This is a genomic window from Ligilactobacillus acidipiscis, from assembly GCF_900116935.1.
In the GTDB taxonomy this organism is placed as follows: domain Bacteria; phylum Bacillota; class Bacilli; order Lactobacillales; family Lactobacillaceae; genus Ligilactobacillus; species Ligilactobacillus acidipiscis.
The window spans coordinates 964,567-983,833 of record NZ_LT630287.1; the positions used below are offsets into that span (position 1 = coordinate 964,567).

19 protein-coding genes and 1 other RNA gene are annotated in these 19,267 nt (G+C 39.5%); 18 read left to right on the forward strand and 2 right to left on the reverse strand.

Going from position 1 to position 19,267, the window contains the following annotated elements; translation table 11 throughout:
* Nucleotides 1-61 precede the first annotated feature (61 nt).
* Together glmM and BQ5903_RS04325 are read left to right on the forward strand one after the other, a co-directional pair.
* Entirely contained in the window at nt 62-1,420 is a 1,359-nt protein-coding gene (gene glmM / locus BQ5903_RS04320; RefSeq protein ID WP_079578954.1) for a phosphoglucosamine mutase, read from the forward strand.
* Nucleotides 1,421-1,975: 555 nt separating this feature from the next.
* Nucleotides 1,976-3,004, forward strand: coding sequence for an IS30 family transposase (locus tag BQ5903_RS04325; protein WP_079578752.1), 1,029 nt, complete (start codon nt 1,976-1,978; stop codon nt 3,002-3,004).
* A gap of 252 nt (nt 3,005-3,256) precedes the next feature.
* Here the strand turns inward: BQ5903_RS04325 and BQ5903_RS04330 are convergent, their stop codons facing one another.
* Nucleotides 3,257-4,567 (reverse strand): IS1380 family transposase, encoded by a 1,311-nt coding sequence (locus BQ5903_RS04330; protein ID WP_010499933.1) that lies wholly within the window; start codon nt 4,565-4,567, stop codon nt 3,257-3,259.
* Between the two features lie 399 nt (nt 4,568-4,966).
* On the opposite strand from BQ5903_RS04330, the gene BQ5903_RS04335 reads away from it, so the two are divergent.
* The 10 genes from BQ5903_RS04335 (at nt 4,967) to BQ5903_RS04380 (ending at nt 15,077) form a co-directional block, all read left to right on the forward strand.
* Nucleotides 4,967-5,275, forward strand: coding sequence for a hypothetical protein (locus BQ5903_RS04335; protein WP_029605467.1), 309 nt, complete (start codon nt 4,967-4,969; stop codon nt 5,273-5,275).
* Nucleotides 5,276-5,597: 322 nt separating this feature from the next.
* Nucleotides 5,598-6,461: a phosphate ABC transporter substrate-binding protein gene (locus tag BQ5903_RS04340; protein ID WP_010498053.1), complete on the forward strand. Its 864-nt coding sequence runs from the start codon at nt 5,598-5,600 to the stop codon at nt 6,459-6,461.
* Between the two features lie 46 nt (nt 6,462-6,507).
* Nucleotides 6,508-7,425, forward strand: a complete 918-nt coding sequence (gene pstC, locus BQ5903_RS04345) for a phosphate ABC transporter permease subunit PstC (RefSeq protein WP_010498055.1) — start codon at nt 6,508-6,510, stop codon at nt 7,423-7,425.
* Entirely contained in the window at nt 7,425-8,315 is an 891-nt protein-coding gene (pstA, locus tag BQ5903_RS04350; RefSeq protein ID WP_010498056.1) for a phosphate ABC transporter permease PstA, read from the forward strand. The genes pstC and pstA overlap by 1 nt, the downstream gene beginning before the upstream one ends.
* A gap of 97 nt (nt 8,316-8,412) precedes the next feature.
* Entirely contained in the window at nt 8,413-9,222 is an 810-nt protein-coding gene (gene pstB / locus BQ5903_RS04355; protein WP_010498057.1) for a phosphate ABC transporter ATP-binding protein PstB, read from the forward strand.
* Between the two features lie 20 nt (nt 9,223-9,242).
* Entirely contained in the window at nt 9,243-9,998 is a 756-nt protein-coding gene (pstB, locus tag BQ5903_RS04360; RefSeq protein ID WP_010498059.1) for a phosphate ABC transporter ATP-binding protein PstB, read from the forward strand.
* 14 nt (nt 9,999-10,012) lie between these two features.
* Nucleotides 10,013-10,678: a phosphate signaling complex protein PhoU gene (gene phoU / locus BQ5903_RS04365; protein ID WP_010498061.1), complete on the forward strand. Its 666-nt coding sequence runs from the start codon at nt 10,013-10,015 to the stop codon at nt 10,676-10,678.
* A 167-nt stretch (nt 10,679-10,845) separates the two neighbouring features.
* The gene (gene fba / locus BQ5903_RS04370; protein ID WP_010498063.1) at nt 10,846-11,709 is read left to right on the forward strand and encodes a class II fructose-1,6-bisphosphate aldolase; all 864 of its coding nucleotides are present in this window, start codon (nt 10,846-10,848) and stop codon (nt 11,707-11,709) included.
* 171 nt (nt 11,710-11,880) lie between these two features.
* A complete protein-coding gene (locus BQ5903_RS04375) occupies nt 11,881-13,560 on the forward strand; it encodes an IS1182 family transposase (RefSeq protein WP_010498065.1) in 1,680 nt (559 codons plus the stop codon).
* Between the two features lie 137 nt (nt 13,561-13,697).
* Entirely contained in the window at nt 13,698-15,077 is a 1,380-nt protein-coding gene (locus BQ5903_RS04380; RefSeq protein WP_010499958.1) for an IS4 family transposase, read from the forward strand.
* A 67-nt stretch (nt 15,078-15,144) separates the two neighbouring features.
* Here BQ5903_RS04380 and BQ5903_RS04385 read toward each other — a convergent pair whose 3' ends face one another.
* The gene (locus BQ5903_RS04385; RefSeq protein ID WP_035631262.1) at nt 15,145-15,666 is read right to left on the reverse strand and encodes a DUF1836 domain-containing protein; all 522 of its coding nucleotides are present in this window, start codon (nt 15,664-15,666) and stop codon (nt 15,145-15,147) included.
* 134 nt (nt 15,667-15,800) lie between these two features.
* Here BQ5903_RS04385 and trhA point away from each other — a divergent pair, with 134 nt between their 5' ends.
* The 6 genes from trhA (at nt 15,801) to ssrA (ending at nt 19,028) form a co-directional block, all read left to right on the forward strand.
* Nucleotides 15,801-16,430 carry a PAQR family membrane homeostasis protein TrhA gene (trhA, locus tag BQ5903_RS04390; RefSeq protein ID WP_056972500.1) on the forward strand — a complete coding sequence of 210 codons (630 nt, stop codon included), beginning with the start codon at nt 15,801-15,803 and terminating at the stop codon, nt 16,428-16,430.
* A gap of 108 nt (nt 16,431-16,538) precedes the next feature.
* Nucleotides 16,539-16,877, forward strand: a complete 339-nt coding sequence (locus BQ5903_RS04395; RefSeq protein WP_010498076.1) for an ArsR/SmtB family transcription factor — start codon at nt 16,539-16,541, stop codon at nt 16,875-16,877.
* A 120-nt stretch (nt 16,878-16,997) separates the two neighbouring features.
* Nucleotides 16,998-17,702, forward strand: coding sequence for a ribonuclease H family protein (locus BQ5903_RS04400; RefSeq protein ID WP_035631266.1), 705 nt, complete (start codon nt 16,998-17,000; stop codon nt 17,700-17,702).
* A 14-nt stretch (nt 17,703-17,716) separates the two neighbouring features.
* Nucleotides 17,717-18,415 carry an NAD(P)H-dependent oxidoreductase gene (locus tag BQ5903_RS04405; protein WP_010498093.1) on the forward strand — a complete coding sequence of 233 codons (699 nt, stop codon included), beginning with the start codon at nt 17,717-17,719 and terminating at the stop codon, nt 18,413-18,415.
* Nucleotides 18,412-18,591 carry a hypothetical protein gene (locus tag BQ5903_RS04410; protein ID WP_010498094.1) on the forward strand — a complete coding sequence of 60 codons (180 nt, stop codon included), beginning with the start codon at nt 18,412-18,414 and terminating at the stop codon, nt 18,589-18,591. Before BQ5903_RS04405 ends, BQ5903_RS04410 begins: the two co-directional genes overlap by 4 nt.
* Before the next feature lie 67 nt (nt 18,592-18,658).
* Nucleotides 18,659-19,028, forward strand: a transfer-messenger RNA (tmRNA) gene (gene ssrA, locus BQ5903_RS04415).
* Nucleotides 19,029-19,267 lie beyond the last annotated feature (239 nt).

A 19,267-nucleotide genomic window follows, 5' to 3' on the forward strand; every position in this document is an offset into this window, starting at 1 on the left:
AGATCCTGCTGCTTGATTTTAAAAAAAAGTTATTATAATGAAGTGTGAGGAGCAATTAAGAATGAAATATTTTGGTACAGATGGTGTTAGAGGTATAGCAAACGAGACTTTAAGTCCTGAATTGGCATTTAAACTTGGAAGATGCGGCGGATATATTTTAACTAAGCATAAAAAAGATCCGAATAAACCAGCTCGTGTTTTAGTAGCACGGGACACCCGAATTTCTGGTGAAATGTTACAGGAAGCTTTGATTGCTGGGCTGCTTTCTGTGGGGATCGAGGTTTTTCCTTTAGGTGTAATTACTACGCCAGGAGTAGCATATTTGGTTAGGTTGCAAGATGCAGATGCTGGGGTAATGATTTCTGCTTCTCACAATCCTGTGGCAGACAATGGGATCAAGTTTTTTGGCGGAGATGGTTACAAGCTTTCCGATGCTAAAGAAGAAGAGATCGAAGAATTGTTAGTTAAAGATACTGATGAGCTCCCTCGTCCATCTGCTGAAGGATTGGGTATGATCAGCGAATACCACGAAGGTGCATTAAAGTATATCCAATTTTTGGAGCAGACGATCCCAGATGATTTGGAAGGGATGCACGTTGCTATCGATGGTGCCAATGGTGCAACCAGTGCGATCGTTTCTAATTTATTTGCTGATTTGGGTGCTGATTTTGAAACAATGGCAACTAATCCAGATGGTTTGAATATTAATGATAATGTTGGTTCAACTCACCCGGAAGCTTTGAGTAAGTTTGTAGTTGAACAGGGTGCTGAAGTCGGTGTGGCATTTGATGGCGATGGAGATCGCTGTATTGCAGTAGACGAGAACGGTGAGATCGTTGACGGCGACAAGATCATGTATATCTGTGGTAAATATATGGATCAACGTGGTCGCTTGAAAAAAGATACGATTGTTACGACTGTGATGAGCAATCTTGGCTTGTATAAGGCCATGGAGAAAAACGGTTTAGTTTCAGTTAAAACAAAAGTTGGTGACCGTTATGTTGTGGAAGAGATGCTTAAGAATGGCTATAATGTCGGCGGGGAACAGTCAGGGCATGTTGTTTTCTTAGATTTTAACACTACTGGCGATGGTATGTTGATCTCCTTACAATTGTTAAACGTCATGAAACAAACTGGTAAAAAATTGTCTGAATTAGCCGCTGAGGTACAAACTTATCCGCAGGAGTTAGTCAATGTTCGTGTTCAAGATAAAAAAGAAGCTTTAAACAATCAAAATATCAAGGATAAAATCGCAGAAGTTGAAGGTAATATGGCTGGCGAAGGTCGTGTGCTCGTTCGTCCTAGTGGTACAGAAGACCTACTTCGTGTGATGGCAGAAGCGGCGACACCAGAACTGGTTCATGATTATGTTATGGAAATCGTTAATGTTGTGAAAGAAGAAGTGGGCGTAGACAAATAGTTTTGTTGTTTACCCAGCAAATAAAAGGGCTCCGAAACATGTAATTCATGTTCAGAGTCCTTTTTTAAATTACAAGACTTTGCTTTCAGGTTCATGTTTTGGGACAAAAACATGAAATAAATAATTTATTTAACGGTAAATCAAATTAAAAGTATAGTTTAGAATACGAAAGCTGAGATAGAAAATACAGGTCAAAAGCATATGATAAAAAAGTATGCCAATTAGGATCACTAGGAGTGCCCAGATATGAAAAATAGCAAATAGGGTACTGATCCCCGCCGACAATGAGGAAAAATGTATCAGCTTAAGTATAAAGTGGCCAAGAATGAAGACAAGCGCAACTTTCTGGCTAGTAACTAGCTGTTTTTTGTTGATCATATGATTCCTCCTTGTTTATGTAAATAAAACTTGCTGCATTCATTATATTATGAGAACCCCCGATTTAAAATTGAAGTGCAACACTTGATAACTAGACCAATTAGACTAGCTTAAAAGGCCATGAAGGCCTATTCTTATTATTAACGACAAAATCAACAGATAAGGATAGGTGTCTTCATGACCCAAACTAAGAATATCATGCCTAAGCATTACCAACAACTCCAATCTTTTGAACGCGGTCAAATTGAGTCCCTGACTCGATTAGGATTTGGCGTTCGTCAGATCGCCAGCCGGCTTCACCGGAGTCCCAGCACCATTTCTCGCGAATTAAAACGCGGGTTAACCACCCAGATTGATTCCCAGAAACATCGGTCATATCAGAGCTACTTTGCCGAGCGCGGGGCGGCTTACTATCGAGAACAGCGGGCCAAGTGTCACCCCAAAGGTTTACTGCAGCGGGCTGCCGTGTTCTTCAAGTCCCTGCCGAAAGCTTTAAAAGCTAAGCCACGAGTTTTCAGTGTCGATACGTATGTCCACTATTTCAAAGCTCATTACCCGGGCTTTCCCTGCCCATCAACGGCTACGGTCTATCGGTACATCGAGGCTGGCAAGCTCCCGGAGCTTCACAACTATGATTTACCCATGAAGCTACGTCGCCGCGTTAAACGCCCGAATCACCGACATGCCCGCCTGAATAAAAAACGGCTTGGACAGTCCATTGAAGACCGGCCCGCAGTGGTTCGGAAACGTCAGGAGTTGGGCCATTGGGAAGGCGACTTAGTGAAAGCCAAACGGGTTGAGTCCGAACCAGCTTTAATGACGTTAACCGAGCGAGTTAGCCGGATGGAAATTATCGTTAAATTGCCTGATTACCGGGCAGAGACTTGCCGGCAAGCCCTCCAAGATACGATTGATGATTACGGTGCAGAAAACTTTCGGACTATCACGTTTGACAACGGCTCGGAATTCGCTAGTTTAAATCAGGTTCAAGGAACGGAAATCTACTTTGCCCATCCATATTCTCCCTGGGAACGGGGCACTAATGAGAATGTGAATGGTCAATTAAGAGAGTTCTTCCCAAAGGGGCATTCCTTTAAAAACCTCTCATTAGTGGATCTGCAGTTGGTTCAAGACACGCTGAATCACCGTCCCCGCCGCTGTTTAAGCTATAGTTGTCCAGCGGATGTTATGCCACAACTGGTTTAACTTTCTAGACCAATTATAAGAATAGGCCATTAGTGTTGCACTTAACTTGACAATTGAGGATATTATGAGAACACTGAAAAATTCAAAAGAAAAGCTACACCTGAATTATTCATACTTTTCGTTGCAGTTAAAACTTTGTGCAAAGTTACTTTAGTGTGTAAAAAAAGCAGCTTTTTGTTAGTTTTGTTGTCGGACTGTTTAAAAAAGGACAGACTTCACCCTTTCCCTAAGAAAAACATTTTTTTTGTGAGTTCACAGCGGATATATTTTTAGATTTTGAATCTTGAACAGTGTCTGCCAAAATAATTTATCGAACACATTGGTCTGAGATAAATGGACCCAGACTTGACGCGCATGGTGCGTGACCTTAGCTGCCACATGGAGTAATTTAAAACGGATCGTCCCGACCTGAGCGTGTTTAAGCTTTGTTGGTAAAACTAAGTTCTTCATGGCTTGCAGTATATTATAAGCGACCCCAGCTACCAGCATCCGGAACTCATTGGCCTCAAAACTAGAACTGTCCGTTTTATCAAAGTGAAAGCCACGTTTAACTTCTTTGATCAAGTCTTCCATGGAACCGCGTTGGTGATAGAGGGCAAAGACTTGTGGACCGCTTAATTCTTCCAAGTTGGTCACGATAAACTCATGGTCAAACAGAAAGTTGCCCGCCGGCCGCGTTGATTTAATAATCACACGATAAGGTCGTGACCAACTTTGAGGACAATAGTCTCGCAGGACATGCCATTGGACTTCAGCTTCGGTGAAGTCCTGGTCACCCACTTGGATCAGGTTTTCAGCCCGACTTTGGAGCTGGTAGTTCGCTTTTAAACGAATCACGAACTTAGCCTGCTTTTTATCACACGCATGGTAGATCCCTGGAGCTGCGAAACCAGAATCTCCCCGCACTAAGACATCCAGGGAAGATCCGTCATAGGCCCGTAAGCTCCGTAATAAAAATTTAGTCGCACCTTGGGAAGTATAGCGATTGCCGGGGCGTAATTGAGCATTCAACAAGCAGCCCGATAAAGCATCAAAGGCTAGTAAAGGATGATAACCGTTGGTCTGGTAGTGACCGTTATAAGCACTCTTTTCTTGGTCACCAAACGTATCGGCATGTGTCGAATCTAGATCAAGGATCAGCTGATGTTGATTTAGCTGCCCAAGAACAAAGTGAGCTACCGAGCCGAGCAATGATTTGACTGAAAAGAGCCCAGACGCTGAAATGTGATTGATAAAGCGTGAAAGTGTCGGCTGGGAAGCGACCGCTTGAGACAAGACCAGCTTAAAATCAACGGCGTGTGACAAGGTATTAGCCGACTGATCTTGGCAGTATCCTGCCAGCAATTGCAACAGCAACTGCTTAAATAAATTGTTCAAGGGAAAGGTACAATATTTACGGTCATCTTTAAAATGCAAGTTATCTTCTAAGAGCTGGTCAAAGTGAATTTGGTGCAGAAATTCAGCAATTAATAAAGTTCCGGCATCGTTCGCTAACTCACCACCGTCATTAGAAATGTTGATCTGGTCATTGAATAAAAGTTTTTCATGATGTAAAGTTGACATAAGGAGCACTCCTGTTCTTTGTGGTTTTCAACGACTTAACAATAGCACAGGATGTGCTCTTTTTGTACACCCAACAGGTGAAAAACGAAAAAGATGCGAACTAGCATGACAACAACAAAAAGTAGTCCTTAAGGGAAAAGTATGAATAATTCAGGCTACAGACTTTTTGTTAAAAATATTTAAATCTTGCAACATTTCATGTAATATAAAAATATTTTTTTATTTTCATTGACACCGTTTTCATTTTAGACTATACTTTATTGGTAAGGTATTTAGTAATTTACCTTCTAATCAATTCTCTTTCTCTCTTATGCCGCCACCGACAGCTCATCTGTCGGTGGTTTTTTTGACAGTTTAGAGTGGGCTTGTATATAATTTAAAAAGAGAAAGGATGTCTGTATATTGAGTAATGAAGTTTTAACGTTAATTGAAGAAATCACAAGAAATGATGGATCTAGTTATTATGAGATTTCTAATATGGTTCAAAATGGACGGGCTGAATTAGCAGCAACGAGAAACTTTATTAAAAGTGTGAGGATAGTCCAATTAAATATCCCGCGTTCTTCCAGCGTTATTAAATATGAAAAGTATATCAATGATAATTTTACAATGCCGACAGAACAAATGGATCACTTTGAAGAATGGACAAGAACTCCAGAAATAGAAGAAGTCGTTCAGTCTATCCTGCATGAAAATCATATCGCTTAAAAACAGGACCAGCAGCAAACAACAGTTTTAAATGCCAAAAGTTATGGGATAACAAGACTTTTTAGCTCATGATATGCCCCCCCTTACAGTAGATACGGAAATAAAATCCGGAGCCAACTGTAGGGGGAGTTTTAATATCCAGCAAAACAAGTCAGGTAGCTTGTTCAACATCTGGGTAAATTTGGTTCTGGGCCAATTAACTATTAATAGATGTACTTAAAGATTTTTGTTTTAAAAGCCAAATCTTTACACGTTCTTTACATAAAGTGGAAGTGGTCTTTACATAATCTAGATAAAATAATTATGAAAGGAAGGAACAGCTATGAAAAAATATAATTTACTTTGGGCTTTTGTAGCCATGTTCTTCGTTCTAACAGGTTGTAGTTCTAGTAAAGCAAGTCATTCTTCTACGATCCAGGTTGTTGGTTCTAGCGCAATGCAGCCGATCGTTGAAATGGGTGCACATGAATACCGGAAAGAAAACCTTGAACAAAAGATCACCGTGCAAGGCGGCGGTTCTGGAACAGGACTAAGTCAGGTGCAAAGTGGAGCTGTTGATATTGGAAACTCTGATATCTTTGCTTCACAGCAGAAAGGGATAGATGAAAAGAAACTGAAAGATCACAAATTAGCTGTGATCGGTGTTGCTCCAATAGTTAATAAAGATGTAGGCGTGACGAATGTGACGATGACACAGCTGCAAAAAATTTTTACGGGAAAATATACTAACTGGCAGCAACTAGGCGGCATTAACCAAGATATTGTGGTGATCGATCGTGCTAGTGGGAGTGGAACTCGTGCAATTTTTGATGAAGGAGTGCTCAAGAATAGCAAGAGGATGAAAGCACAAGAGCAAGATTCTAATGGTTCTGTTCAGCATATGGTTGCTGATACGCCGGGGGCAATTAGTTATGTTTCGTTTCCCTATTTGAAAGATACTTTTGTTGCCTTGAAAATAAACGGCGTAACACCCTCTCCTAAAAATGTCACCACGAATAAATGGACTCTTTGGGGTTATGAACATATGTATACAAAAAAAGACCTGTCAAAACAAACCAATGCTTTTATTAAATACTTGGTTACTTCTGACAAGATTCAAGAGAAATTACTTTCGCGATTAGATTATATTTCGATCAGAGATATGGAAGTCAAAAAAGATCAAAACGGGCTTGTTACGCCCAAGTAAAAGGGGAGTTAAATATGGATCCAATCAAGTAAAAGGGGAGTTAAATATGGATCCAATCAAGGAGAAGATTCAAAGCAAATCGAAAGAAACTAGGCAGGAACTGACCGGGAAAGTCTTAAGTTACTCTGCAATGTTGCTGATCCTATTAGTCGTTTTATCGATTTTCGTTTTTGTTGCCTCCAAAGGGGTCGCAACTTTTACACAAAATCATGCTAGTTTAAAGGACTTTTTCTTCACGACTGATTGGTCACCGACCGCAAAGGGAAAAGATGGGCGGCCTTTAGTTGGAGCCTTGCCTATGATCGCAGGTTCTTTTGGGGTAACTTTTTTAGCAGTTTTATTTGCGACCCCATTTGCAGTTGGAACTGCTTTATACATGACAGAAATTGCTAGCAAAAGAGGACGCAACTTTTTACAAAGTGTTACAGAATTGCTGGTTGGAATTCCATCAGTTGTGTATGGCTTTATTGGTTTGAATGTTGTTGTCCCATTTGTTAGATCTCACTTTGGCGGTTCAGGTTACGGGATCTTATCCGGTGCATTTGTTTTGTTTGTCATGGTATTACCGACTGTGACTTCTTTAACTGTTGATAGTTTGCGTGCAGTACCTGGATATTATAAATCAGCTTCTCTGGCACTTGGTGCTACCGAATGGCAAACTATCTATAAAGTTATCTTGCGTGCTGCTTTGCCGGGTATCTTAACTGCAATTATCTTTGGTATGGCACGTGCATTTGGTGAAGCACTGGCTGTTCAAATGGTGATCGGTAATGCAACCTTGATGCCTAAAGGCCTGTTATCTGCTTCTTCAACACTAACAAGTGTCTTGACGATGGGGATCGGTAATACAGTTATGGGTACCGTTGGTAATAATGCTTTATGGTCATTGGCTCTGGTATTACTGTTGATGTCATTAGTCTTTAACTTGCTAGTTAAATGGATCGGTAGAAAGGGGCGCTTTTAATGAATCCTAAAACAATAAATAAGTTCGCCTTGAACACTATTAAAGTCATTGCCGGACTGGTAGTTATCATTTTAGCGTTTCTGATCGGTCGCATCTTGATTCAAGGGGTTCCGCATATTTCGTGGCACTTTTTAACATCTCCGTCACAAGAATTTGTTTCAGGCGGGGGGATCTCGTACCAGCTCTTTAATTCATTTTACTTGCTGGTCTTGACACTGTTGATTTCTTTTCCGATCTCATTAGGAGCAGGGATCTTTTTATCCGAATACGCCCCTAAAAATTGGCTGACTGAGATATTGCGGATGTCAATTGAAATATTGAGTTCCCTGCCATCAGTTGTTGTCGGATTATTTGGTTTCTTATTATTCGTGGTCCAGTTTAAATTAGGTTTCTCGATCATAGCTGGGGCGATTGCTTTAACTTTCTTTAACTTACCATTACTGACAAGCAACGTTGAGCAAGCACTTAATAGTGTTTCTGACTTGCAAAGAGAAGCAGGGATGGCATTGGGACTTTCCAAGTGGAGAACGGTTATTAAAGTAATTATTCCCGAAGCCTTGCCAGGTATCGTGACTGGTATCGTTTTAGGTGCCGGACGGGTATTTGGTGAAGCCGCTGCTTTGATTTATACAGCTGGGCAAAGTGCATCTACGATCGATTTTACAAACTGGAATCCGTTTAACGCAGCCAGTCCGTTGAATTGGTCGCGTCCCGCGGAAACATTGGCTGTTCATATTTGGAAAATCAACTCCGAAGGAATTATGCCAGATGCTGCAGCCGTTTCAGCTGGGACCTCTGCCGTACTGATCATTGTTGTTTTGATTTTTAATTTGTCGGCACGGTATCTTGGAAATAAGCTGTATCGGAAATTTACAGCTGCAGGTAAATAAAAAAACTTGCTATTTAAACAAGAAGTTAAACATCTTAGTGTTTGGTTGCTGCAAACGCAGCCGCTAAAAAGCAAATTGAGAAAGCGGAGGGTCGCAAATGGATGTTGGGAAATATGATTTAAATGATACTGCAATCATGCAGTTTGACCCAAAAGAAAAAGAAATGGCTTTGACTACTAAAAATTTACAGGTATACTATGGCGATAACCATGCCTTTTATGACGGTTCGCTACAGTTTGAAAGATATAAGATCACTGCTTTGATCGGCGCGTCAGGATCTGGAAAATCAACCTTTTTGCGTTCATTAAATCGGATGAATGATGGAATCGCCAAGGTCGATGGTAATATTTGGTATAGAAGTTTGGATATCAATTCTTCTGCGATCAATGTCTATGAAATGAGAAAACATATTGGGATGGTTTTTCAAAGGCCCAACCCCTTTTCTAAATCGATCAGAGAGAATATTACGTTTGCGGTCAAAGAAAATGGTATTAAAGACAAGAAAAAGTTAGATGAAATAGTTGAAAGCAGTTTGAAACGAGCTGCACTATGGGAAGAAGTCAAAGATCAGTTGGGTTCTAGCGCGTTGGCTTTATCCGGGGGACAACAACAGCGTCTGTGTATTGCACGTGCGATCGCTATGCAACCAGATATTTTGCTGATGGATGAGCCTGCCAGTGCACTTGACCCAATTTCTACATTAAAGGTTGAGGAAACAATGATGGAATTAAAAAAACATTATACGATCATTATTGTTACCCATAATATGCAGCAAGCATCAAGAGTCAGCGACTATACTGCTTTCTTTCATCTTGGTCATGTTATCGAGTATGATAAGACAAAGAATATTTTTACTTTTCCGCAGAAAAAGGCAACCGATGATTATGTATCCGGTAATTTTGGTTAATAATACAAGGGGGTAATGTGGTGAATAATTATATTTCCACGCGCAATGTTCACTTATATTACGGTGAAAATGAAGCACTAAAAGGGATCGATTTAAACTTTCCTGATAACGGGATCCATGCTTTGATCGGTCCTTCGGGCTGTGGTAAGTCCACTTATTTACGGTGTTTAAATCGAATGAATGATTTGATCCCAAATGTTAAAATTACTGGTAATATAGAGATTGGCGGTTCAAACATTTATAGTCCAAAAACTGATACAGTTGAATTAAGACGACAAGTCGGCATGGTTTTCCAACAACCTAATCCATTTCCTTTTTCGATTTATGATAATGTTTCTTATGGATTGAAACTAAGCGGGAAAAAAGACAAGGAATTGATCGATGAACGTGTCGAAACGAGTTTAAAACAAGCAGCAGTTTGGGATGAAGTGAAAGATGACCTGGGTAAAAGTGCTTTATCTCTATCTGGTGGGCAACAACAGCGGGTCTGTATTGCTAGAGTTTTAGCAGTGCAGCCCTCGGTTATTTTGTTAGACGAACCCACTAGTGCTCTTGATCCGGTTTCCAGTAATTTGATCGAAGAGATGTTGTTGACCTTAAGAGAAGACTATACTTGCATTATCGTGACGCATAATTTACAGCAAGCCTCACGTATCTCGGATACAACTTCTTTTTTCTTGACAGGTGATTTAATTGAAACTGGTCGGACGAAGGATATTTTTGTTGAACCAAAAAAGCAGCAAACAGATGATTATCTGAGCGGTAGGTTCGGATAGGAGGAGTGAAATAAATGAGTAGACTACTTGACCAACAGATTCAAAAACTTAAACTCAATTTTATTACAATGGGATTGAATGTATCTACGGCCTTGAGTGATGCAGTAGACGCATGGCGTAATAACGATCTGACTTTAGCACAAACCGTGATCGATGGTGATGAAAAGATCAATGAGCAAGAGACGCACTTAGAGGGCAAGTCAGCACAAATAATTGCTTTACAACAGCCGGTCGCTGGTGACTTACGCAAAATCGTTGCTATCTTAAAAGCTAGTTCAGACCTAGAACGTTTGGCTGATCACGCTATTCATATTGCTAAAAAAGCAAGAAGAGAACAAAAGGCGCCAAGCGATTCAGAACTGACTGACTTATTGTTAAAAATGGCTGAAAATGATAAACAAATGTTAACAGATATTTTACAGGCTTATTCTGACCTGGATGACGATGCTGCAGTCAAAATTTCTGAAAAAGATCATCAAACTGATGAATATTTAAAACAAGTTAACCAAATCATTATTCAGAGAATCAAAGAACAGCCTGATTTTGCTTTAGAGGCTATGGATTATATGAAGTTAGGCAATCACTTTGAAAGAATTGGTGATTACGTAACAAATATTGCAGAATGGATCGTATACACTGAACGTGGACGGATCACCGAACTAGGAAATAGCGATTATTAGGCGTGATGTCTTAGTGATCATGGATATTTTCGTTCAGTTTCCATAAAGTTATGTAAATAACGTGAAAAAAACCACAAAATGAGTTCGCTTTTTACTAAAAATGTGTTAAAATTATTTTGTGCTCAAGAAGAGTAATTTTAAACGTAAACTTTATAGGAGGCTATTTTATGTCATTCGTTAATGGTAATAAAATCTTTGCAGACGCTCGTAAAGGACATTATGCTGTAGGTGCTTTCAACACTAACAACCTTGAATGGACGCGTGCTATTTTGAAGGGTGCTCAGGAGAAGAATGTGCCAGTTTTGATCCAATCATCAATGGGCGCTGCTAAGTACATGGGCGATTACGAATTGGTTAGAAATTTAGTTGAACAAGAAATGCGTGTTATGGGTATCACAGTTCCTGTTATCATGCATTTGGACCATGGTAACTACGAAGCAGCCAAAGAAGCTATTGCTGCTGGTTATACTTCAGTTATGTTTGATGGTCATGATCTGCCATTTGATGAAAACTACGCTAAGACTAAGGAAATCGTTGAATTAGCACACTCAAAGAACATTTCTGTTGAAGCAGAAGTTGGTTCAATTGGTGGCGAAGAAGATGGAATTATCGGCGAAGGCGAATTAGCTGACGTTGAAGAAGCAAAGAAGATCGCTGACTTAGGCGTTGATTACCTTGCATGTGGTATCGGTAATATTCATGGTCAATATCCAGCAAACTGGAAAGGCTTGAATTTCGGTCGTTTGCAAGAATTAGCTGACGTTATCAAGACACCACTTGTTTTGCATGGTGGTTCAGGTATCCCTCAAGAACAAGTTGTTAAAGCTATCAAGATGGGTATTGCTAAACTTAACATCAATACTGAATGTCAATTAGCATTTGCTGCTGCAACACGTAAATATATTGAAGCAGGTAAAGATCAAGAAGGAAAGGGCTTTGACCCACGTAAACTTCTTGCACCTGGTACAGAAGCAATCACAGATACAGTTAAAGAAATCATTGACTGGATGGGTACACCAGCAATCAAATAATTTAATTAAAAAACGGGGCTGGGACAAAACTAGTCTTGATAAAGAGAAAACAGGCTGGAGAAATCGATTTTTGATTTCTTCAGCCTGTTTTTTCATTTTTATGTAGCACAGAGTCTCTAACCCTGCTATTCTATAAGTGTCCAATCCCAAGACAGAAAGGATAGATACTCCGTGTATAAAAATTATAACATGAATCAGGAATCTTTAGAGGTCCAAATCCCATATACTTATACTATTCGTCCAGATCATATTGTGAGGATCATCAGTAATTTCATTGACAGTCTGCCATCAGACATGTTACTAAAAAACACTCCTCAAACTGGTCGCAAAGCTTTTCACCCGGCAATGCTGCTTAAAATGACGCTTTTTGCCTATTCCCAAGGACAAACCTCAGGGCGAAAAATTCCACAAATGAATGAAGAGAACTTGCCGATGAAATGGCTAACTCAAGACACCTCAATTAGTTATCGGACTATCAATCGTTTTCGCGTTGCTTCTTCGACGCAAGACTTGATTAAGCAAATGTATCTCTCTTTTTACGCTCAATTGAAAGAACAAGATTTAGTTTCAGATGAAGCAATTTTTGTTGATGGCACTAAAATTAATGCTGATGCCAATAAATATTCTTTTGTTTGGCGTAAAGCGACTGAAAAAAACGAGGCCAAGTTGGATCAAAAAACGAGCGACTTATATGATGAAATGATTCAAGCAGGTGTTGATACTTCAATCAAAGCGGAAGAAGGACTTTCGACCCAACAACTGCAGCAGTTAGCGGCTGATTTGGACGAGGAAGTCGCCCAAGAAAAAACGCCACAGCCTGGCGGTTCTCTTAGTAAGCGCCGGCGGCGCAAACTTAAAAAGTATCGCCACAAGATCACCACAGACTTCTTACCGAGAAAGCAAAAATATACTATTTATGATGCAACTTTTCAAGGTAGAAACAGCTTTTCCCAAACAGATCCTGATGCCACTTTTATGCGGATGAAAGAAGATCCCATGATGAACGGTCAACTGAAACCCGGGTATAATCTGCAAATCGCCACCAATAATCAGTATGTCTTGAACTATCAAGTTTTCCCTAACCCGACGGATACCAGGACTTTGATCCCGTTTTTAAAAGCAACAGCTGTTTTAAACGACTTCTCATATGTCGTAGCTGATGCTGGATACGGCAGTGAAAGCAACTACAGTACGATCATAGATGATTTAGAAAAAACGCCTTTAATTCCTTATGGGATGATGCTTAAAGAACAAAAGCGGAAATTTAAAAATGATCCGACCAAGTCGGCAAATTGGGCTTATAATGCGTCAGATGATTTTTATGTTGATCATCAAGGTGTCTCTTTCAGCTTTAAAAATTATAGTATCCGACATGACAAATATGGCTTCGAACGTAAATTCAAAATCTATGAAGCTGATAAAAACCAGCCAACGGCTGAACTGGATCAGCTAGCTAAAACTCCTACGCGACGACAACGAAAGATCTACTATAATCCGACTTGGGAATACTTTAAAAATTACACTAAAGAAAAACTTTCAGATCCTGAACTGAAAGACAGTTATGAACAGCGAAAAATAGATGTTGAATCAGTTTTCGGAAATCTAAAAGGTAATTTTGCATTCCATCGAGTTCATGTTCGCGGGCAAGCAGCAGTTTCAAACGAACTTGGATTGATGTTAATGGCACTGAACTTGACCAAAATGGCCAAGTTTAAGCAGCTAAATTATTTCTTTAAAACAGAGAAAAAATCAGCACAAAGAAATAACACGAAATTTTCCAAAATCAGAAAATTCCGTGTTATTTTTATTAAACTGGAAACGTTTTGTCCCAGTCCCGTTTTTTGTATCTAAATATCAGTGTCTAAAGGTTGAAAGTTAAAGAATACTTGTGCTGCTTGTTGTATCACGGGTTTTTGTTAATAAAATAGACACAATTTACTCTGCGTCCTATAATTGAGTCGTCAAAAACTAATAAAGGAGAGTAATTTATGTCCACTTCCAGTATACAACAATCAACTCAAAATAAAACCACTTTAATGGCACGTTTTCACAAATTCTTGCAGGTGATCGATTTCGCCCAGGTATTACGTCAGTCCAATGCCTATCGTGTCCGTGGGATCAAACTGACCAAACTTGTCAGCTGGATCTTACTGACTTTGTTCCAACGTTTGACCTTGAACCGATCCGCAACTCCGACTGCTTTTTCGAAGAAAACGGTCCGCAACTTTTTAAATGACCGCCATATCAACTGGCAGCGGCTGGTCAGCTTGGCCGGACGGAACCAGATCGCGGAACTCAGTCCTTTTATCGACTTACGCCGAAAAGCGGCCTTGATCATTGATGACACTTTATTCAAACGAGCTCATTCAAAAAAGACTGAACTATTGGCGAATGTTTATGATCATGCTGCACCGCAAGGACAGCCGCGCTATGTCAAGGGTTTTCGCGGCTTGACGATCGGTTGGAGTGACGGCAATACTTTCCTGCCCCTGAATTTCGCTTTGATGTCATCAGACAAAGCTAAGAATCGGATCGGCCGTGAACCACAAACAACTGATCAGCGGACCTTAGCGGCCCAACGTTATGCTCAGGCTAAACGGCACATGAATGAAGTCGCCGTTGAATTAGTAGCTCAAGTTCTAAAAACCGGGGTCAAGGCCAGCTATGTCCTCTTTGACAGTTGGTACGCCTATCCCAAAGCTTTCAAGCAATTTCAAGAATTAGGTCTCGCTGCTGTTGGTCGGTTAAAAAACACTTCAAAAACTTATTTTAAATATCGCGGGCGCCGTTACAGTGTTCCAATGCTGTTTCAACGCTTTAAAGGTTCAAAATATCGGATCCATGATAACTATCTCTACAGTACGGTCGTTGAGACCGATAACGAGGACCACCTGCGCTTAAAAATAGTCTTTATCCAAAATCGCACGGACAAGGGACACTACATTGCTTTGGCAACTTCTAAACTTAGTCTGACACCGGAAGCGGTCATTCAATTATATGCCCGGAGATGGCAGATCGAGTGTGGTTTCAAGACTTTAAAACAATACCTGCAGTATGACCAGACCCAAACGCAAAGTTATGATGGCTTGTGCGGCCATGTGGCGCTGACATTTTTAGCTTACGATCTGTTGGCTATGATCCAGCGACAGGAGAACGATCCGAAAACCTTAGGCGGCATTTTCTATGCGGCCAATCAGTTTCTCGCGGACATCCCACTTTTACAAGCTGTAAAACAGTTGCTTTTTGCTTTAGCAGAACATTGTGAAAAAACCGCTGATTTTTTTATCACGGGATTATGCAGTCGATTTATCAATTCTTTACCCAATGATCTGCAAGAAATCTTTCACAGCAACGAACTGGTCAGTTGACTAATTAAAGACATTTATAGCTTGAGCTGACAGGCAAAGGCACTAAAAATTAACTTTCAACCTTTAGTCAGTGTTTCTTTTGTTCTTTAGCGCGTGGTGGTGCTTGTAAGGCTATTTCTTTTTGACCAAGCATTTGGTAAATAGAAGCTCGTATTGTGTATTCCTCGATCTTATTGATCACTGGCTCTGTATTAGCTACCTTTGTAACATCAGGGATATTTTCACCGTTAATCAAACGCAGATCATAGTTAAAAAGTGCTGCGAAGTTATTATATGCTGATTGAGCACTTTCTTCTGCAAATATTTGCTGAATAACTTGCTTAACACTTTCCAATGAATAGACAGCTTTAAAAAGGGAAACCATGAGTAATTCGGCGATATGCTGTCGTTGGTATTTCTTTTTAACTGGTCGAGTAATCAATCCCTTTTTAACATAGCTGTTTACCATGGAAGCTGTAATTTGATTGGTAGACAATTCAATTAAATAGCGATTCCCCAAGCTAACTAATTGATCCATATATAAGTCGATATCAGGAAAATCTTCCCAGGAAGGCAACTCTAAGTTTTTTATTGTTTTCAATTTAAACACATCCAATTTTTATTTTAAGGATCTAGTCTAAGTCCTTCTTATTTTAACATAGATTATCTAGAATTAAAGTCTAGTTAATATTGAAAATGAATACATATATGCTATACTATTAAATAGTGAAAGGACTGAGTCATGTGGATAAAAAAAGTCAGGTCATAAATGAAGTTTGGAGTGCAATTACACATGGAGTAGGTATTTTACTAAGTGTGATAGCTTTAATTGCGTTGATTATGAAGGGAGTGTCAAAAGAAAACGGATTAGCTCTATTTGCTTATTTGACATATGGAATTTCTTTATTAAGCCTCTACTTATTTTCAACCTTATTTCATTGCCTTTATTTCACAAAAGCAAGTCGAGTTTTCCAAATATTTGATCACTGCGGGATCTATCTGCTGATTGCTGGAACGTACACACCATACTGCTTGTTAGTAATTGAAGGTAAATTTGGACTGTTTATCTTATCTTTGATTTGGTTTTCAGCATTGTTTGGAACTTTATACCATATTTTAGCTAAAAATCGTCAGCAAAATATTGAGACTTTGATCTATATTTTAATGGGATGGACCTGTATTTTGGGAATCAAACAGCTTTTTCTCGGGCTGGGAAGTGTTGGTATGAGTCTGCTATTTTGCGGTGGTTTAGCCTTTACGTTGGGTGCTTTGCTGTATAGTATAAAAACGTTAAAGTATACTCATGTATTTTGGCATCTGGCAGTAATGCTGGGCACTTTTTTAATGTTTTTATCGATTTATTTTTACATTTAAATAATTGACTTATTTATATAGCAACGATGTAAACGTTTGCTTAAAATCTTCGTTCATGCTATTCTATACACGTAGTTATGTGTATCCCGTGAAAGGAGAGTGAAAGTAATGCCAACTGTTCAACTAACAGCATCACAAAGTAGAGCAATCGAAAATTTCGTGGATGATTTCGAAGTAATTAACGCACTTGCAGACCGAAATCGACAGAAAATCATTGTTTTACTGTGTAATCATTTATCTGAAGGTTTAACTGTAACTGAAATGACCGAAGAAATGTCAATTACACAGCCCGCGGTTTCTCATCATTTGAAAATATTACGTGAAGCTGGGTTAGTAGCGTTCCGTAAAAATGGTTTACAAAGCCTATATTACTTAACCCTTTCTGAACCGTTAATTCATTTAGAAGATGTGATTCATGATTTGCGGGTCGAAGTGGGGGAGAATTAAGTGACTATGAATAATTAAGACCGTTCATTTTTTGTTTTTTACATTAAATGAATGGTTTTTTTCTTTCCTTTAGTTTTTAGATAGTTTAAAATTAATGGAGCAATTTAATTGGTAGAGGGGATGAATGTCATTTCAGCTAAGTATTATGCGGTAAAAAAAGGAAGAAAAACCGGTATTTTTAATTCTTGGGCTGAGTGTGAACAACAAGTCAAGGGTTTTGCGGGCGCTAAGTACGAAAGTTTTAAAACACCGGCAGAAGCAAAGGATTGGATGAATGACCAAAAAAGCACTCGTGCCAGTTTAACCAAAAATGCCGTTTCAAAAAGTAATCAAGTTTTTGTAAAAGCAGCTACTATTACATTATGGACCGATGGCGGATCTAGAAATCATGGAAATAAAAAAGGACAGCATGTTAAAGAAAGTGATCCAGCTGCATGGGCTTTTTGCGTGATAAAAGACGGCAAAAAATATACTGCCAGTGAGGGTGAATATGGTAGTACCAATAATCGAATGGAAGTTATGGCTTTGGTGAAGGCATTAAAGTTTTTGGGACGACAAGGCTGGCAAAATGAAGTGATCATTGCTACACTTGATTCGAAATATGTGCTGGATGCGATCACGAAAAAGTGGATCGATGGTTGGCAAAGAAGAGGTTGGAAAACAGGGAGTAATACGGAGGTTGCCAATAAAGAATTGTGGCAGGAAATAAAAAAATTACTGCCCTATTTTACCCATTTGGCTTTTCAGTGGACTAAAGGGCATGCCAAGAATGCTGGAAATATCTTGGTGGATCAGCTTTTAAATGATACGATGGACAAAATGTAAGGAGGAAAGGCTTGGTGAAAACATTAGTTTTAGTGGCACATCCCAAAGAACAAGACTCTTTGACACAAGCCTTTTTAAAACAGGCTTTAACTTTTGGCAATCAAGACATTAAAAGACGCGTTCTATCTGATACCCAGGTCGATGGCTTTTTAGCTCAAGACGAAATGCAAGATGTTTTACAAGCTGAGCGGATAATTTTTCAATTTCCACTATACTGGTATAGTGCTCCTGCAAATTTGCACCAATGGTTAGCGGATAGTTTAATCACGCCCTATAAAGAAAAAATGAGTGCCAAAGAATTAGGCTTAGTTGTATCGACAGGGCGGCCTGAAAGTGAGTTTGCGTTGGGAAAAAAGCAGGGTTATTCGTTGAGTGAGCTTTTGCGTCCTTTTGCGGCGATAGCGGATAATTTAGGAATGCGTATGCTGCCTTATTTTGTAATTCCGCAGTTTGAATATCAAACGGACAAACAACATCAGCAATTACTGATCGATTATCTTCAGTATCTTGAGCTGCCTCGTGATCATTCTTTTTCACAGCGTGAGGAGTGGTTTATTAACAGATTAGCGCAACTGACAAAAAACAAGGATGAATCTCACTATCAGCAAACATTAAGCATGATCAGCCAGCAGATAGCTGAACGTGGTGAAAGATTAACAGAATTAAAAGATGAAGTTGCTATGATCAAAAATATTGAGGAGGGGGATCTATGACCGAAGAAAGTCAGTGGTTGCTTGACCGGTGTGATGAGTTGGTCACTAATTCTGAAAAATATGAAGAACGTGCCTTTTTTCAACAATTAAAAATATTGATTACAGAACAAGATCGTCGTTTGACTCAAGCAAAAGGAGAGCTGGATGGAAGGATTTGGAATCCTGGCAAGTGGTAGGATTGCTTGTGGGGTAAGTGTTTGATTTTACGCCTGCTGGTTATTATGCTATAATAACAATGTATTTGGGGATGTTTTGGATTCGACAGGTATAGGTCGAGCTTAGATTGCGTTTGGTAGGTTGCGACTACCATAAAACGCTCAGTTAAAATATAACTGCAAAAAATAACAATAACTCTTACGCTTTAGCTGCCTAGTCAGCTTTAACGTAGATCCGGCCGGTATCGCCTATGTACTGATCTCCGGGTCTTATAATAAGTAGGCTACGTCTTATGTTTCCACCTGCAATGTAAGAAAGAGATCATCAGGCTGGCCGTTAGTGCTTTGCCCTGACATGCGGCGTGACTAACAGCGAGATTTAAGTAGCATGGATATGAACGTAGATATCTAAGCGGCGATATGCTTGGACGCGGGTTCGATCCCCGCCATCTCCATTTCTAAGGAGTTTCGATTTTTCCGGAACTCTTTTTTTGTACGAGAAAAACATGGTATTTAAAAGGAGACCACTAACCGACTTTCACATTATAATGTGTTTTCGGTATTGTAGTGTGAAAGCTGGTCAAGAAAACTTGCTGGGATGAGAAGTTTAACTAGGAAAATTGGTCTAAATGTTGATATTTTTCTAATTTGTACAAGCTAAATTGACGTTAGACTCAAAAATAGTATAGACTGTTAA